The sequence below is a fragment of the Escherichia sp. HH26CH genome, from assembly GCF_009820205.1.
GTDB classification, from domain to species: Bacteria; Pseudomonadota; Gammaproteobacteria; order Enterobacterales; family Enterobacteriaceae; genus Escherichia; species Escherichia coli_F.
Map to the genome: position 1 here is coordinate 1 of NZ_VNXM01000016.1, position 3,038 is coordinate 3,038.

The following is a 3,038-nucleotide window of genomic DNA, read 5'->3' on the forward strand; positions in this document are numbered from 1 at the left end:
TTTAACGAGCTGCGGTTTGAAGACGCCACCAGTAATGAGCAGGTGTATATCCATGCCCAGAAGAACATGGATACGGAGGTGCTCAACGACCGGACAACGGATGTGAAACATGACCATACGGAAACCATCGGTAACGACCAGAAGATAACGGTGGTGAAGGGTCAGACGGTTCAGGTCGGTACAAAAAAAGAGGGGGGCCACGACCAGAGTATCACGGTGGCGAACGACCGGCGTATCACGGTACGTAATGACCAGACGCTGAAGGTGACGAATGACCGGACGGTGAGCGTGAGTCACGATGACGGTCTGTACGTCAGAAACGACCGTAAAGTGACGGTGGAAGGGAAGCAGGAGCATAAGACGACGGGGAACCATGTCAGCCTGGTGGAGGGGAAACACAGCCTGGAGGTGAAAGGCGACCTGGCGGAGAAGGTGAGTGGCGCGCTGGGGATAAAGGTGGACGGGGATATCGTGCTGGAGAGCAGCAGCCGGATAAGCCTGAAGGTGGGTGGGTCATTCATCGTCATTCATTCGGGTGGCGTGGATATAGTGGGGCCGAAGATAAACCTCAACGGGGGAGGCAGTCCGGGGACGCCAGTATCGACGCTGCAACCGGTGGTACTGGAGGCGCTGGCGGATGATTATAGTGATGGGAATGATGAGCCGACTGACGAACAGAATGACAGTGAGGACTTCGGTTGCGGAAGTAACTCCGATGAAAGCGACAGTAAATCCGGTGATTTCACAAAAAAAGAGAGCGACAACCCCCCTGAGAAATACAACGTACAATTTCATTTTGTAAATGACAATGGGATACCTTATTCAAATACCCGTTATATAGCATTTTTAGAAAACGGTGAGCAAAAAAATGGAGAAACAGATGATGAAGGATATACCGAACGTTTTATAACTGAAGTTGAGAAAAATATAAAGGTCAGATTATTGAGTCAGAATATCGATATGATTTTGGGGGGCGTAAATGAGTAGTGGTAAAAACAGTGCGGTTGCTAAAACCAGTACGCAAGATAGATGCATAGAAAAATATAAGGTTACTGATCAATTTAAAAGGATGATGACAAAAGCTACTAAAGCTCAGATGAAGGTGCTTGAAATGAGAGCAGAAATGCTCAAGCCTGAGAATTGGGGAGCAGAAGAACAGCAGGAATTTTTTGAAATATTTGGTGTAACCCATAATACAGTTATAACTATCGATTCCAGGGAAGAGAAAATAAAACAGAGAGCGAAGGCCGAGGCCGCAGCAAAGAAAAACGAAGAGGAAGGAAATAACGAACCTGTAGCCTTTCCGGATCCTTATATAGAAACAAGAGATAACATTACTGCTTATCAGTTTATGGTAGAAAGTGTAGACAGATTGATAGAATTATGTCAAAAGCTACATGTTAAAGATCCTGTTAAAGCTGATGATCGTGAACATGGTAATTTTTTTAACAAAACTGATGATGCGATTGCCACTGCAAACGTTACAGCCGATCAAACTTTATATTTAAAACCTACCTTGTTTGAAAGCATATTACGTGTGAATATATACCAGCGATTTGTATGTAAAGAACTAACAGGACCGGAATCTCAGGTGTCTAGCCTTTGTCATGAATTATCACATTTCTATCGGACAGGTGAAAATGGCAAATATGGCGGCATGGGGTCAGATGATATGCCAATAGAAGGGGGGTTTAGCAGGGATAAAAACTATTTAGGAGAAGCCAACAGATTAAAAAGTGAAGGTGATCAATATGTTTTTAAAAACGCTTATAATATTGAGAAGTATTTTGAATGTCACCTGAGCGACGAACAAATGATTGAAATTGAAAAAGAGGTGCAGTAATGATAGTTGATTCAATAAATCAGGTAAGTCAATGGGTTCACACTGACTCAAAAATAGTAGACTGGAGTGTAAAGCTAACTACAAGAATTAATTAATGCGTTAAAGGACAACTTGAAGCCACTAGAGAGGTAATAATATGTTTTCATTTTGGATATCGTCATTACTTCGAATATTGATAGTATTTACCTGTATCTTTTCTACATTCAGTTCATTAGCAGGCGAAGGTGTCGTAATCATTAAATATGGATATGGTAGGCTTTGGTGGGATTTTGAAAAACATAAGCACCCTGAAATATGGAAATATCCTTTCGAACAAAATTTTAACTATAGACTATCTGACTTAAAAAATAAAATCAACGAAGAACGCTACAAACTAAAAGCAAATTTAACAGTAAAGCAAGAAGCAGATTATCTGCTGGCCAATGTAAGTTTAAGTAACACAAATGATTATTCATTATATATTCATCTTAGCAGGCTTGCAACAAAATATGAGGATTTCCCACTTTGCGAACACGCATTTTCAATAAATACGAATAGTATACGCCTGGATTATATCGCATTGCGTTGTCAGCTTGGTTCCGATAAAGAAGCTGATTTTATAGAAATCCCCGCAGGAAAAACATATGAATTTTCTGTCAGGCTTAATGATGCCTATGTATTTCCGCCAGGGATGAGGCGTTATAATATTGGTTCATTAGAGTATTCTGTGGTTAATGATAAATGGTTTGTTAAGCAGTCAATAAACGAGCATGTTATCGCTATATTAAACTGGAGGTATAAAATATGCAGGCCTTGTCGAAAACTTGGCAGGATTTTGTGTTCATGTACATCTGACAGATACAACCAACCTAATATTGAGGGTTTTCTTCGCTATATAGATTATGATGATACCAATGATGAGGATTATTTCACAATAAGAACTAATCAGGTTGTGGTTATGGTAGACGGAGATACATTGCATTCTTTTTATGATAAAAAGACAAATGAATAAAAGTCTGTCTCTTAAAATATGAGTGTCACGCCGGAGGTGCATATCTATCAGGTGGTCAGGGAAAGATCACGGTGTGCCGTAGGCACAAAGATGCAAAACGGGACGTTTTGCATGTAATAAGCATAAACTTGTGAAGAGATGGTGGCAGGCCCACCGGGATCTGCTGTCGGAAGTCGGTCCCAAACAACCCCGGCTGCTGTGGTA

Annotated in this window: 3 protein-coding genes; all 3 read left to right on the forward strand. The window is 41.1% G+C overall.

Features of this window, described 5'->3' with window-relative positions; genetic code table 11:
- Positions 1-987: bacteriophage T4 gp5 trimerisation domain-containing protein (locus FQ015_RS06630; RefSeq protein ID WP_202385074.1), on the forward strand; the 987-nt coding region annotated here is incomplete at its 5' end.
- Complete coding sequence (locus tag FQ015_RS06635) at positions 980-1,843, forward strand: hypothetical protein (RefSeq protein ID WP_160523871.1); 864 nt, start codon at positions 980-982, stop codon at positions 1,841-1,843. The genes FQ015_RS06630 and FQ015_RS06635, both read left to right, overlap by 8 nt.
- Before the next feature lie 136 nt (positions 1,844-1,979).
- Positions 1,980-2,834, forward strand: coding sequence for a hypothetical protein (locus FQ015_RS06640; RefSeq protein WP_160523872.1), 855 nt, complete (start codon positions 1,980-1,982; stop codon positions 2,832-2,834).
- The last annotated feature ends 204 nt before the right edge of the window (positions 2,835-3,038 follow it).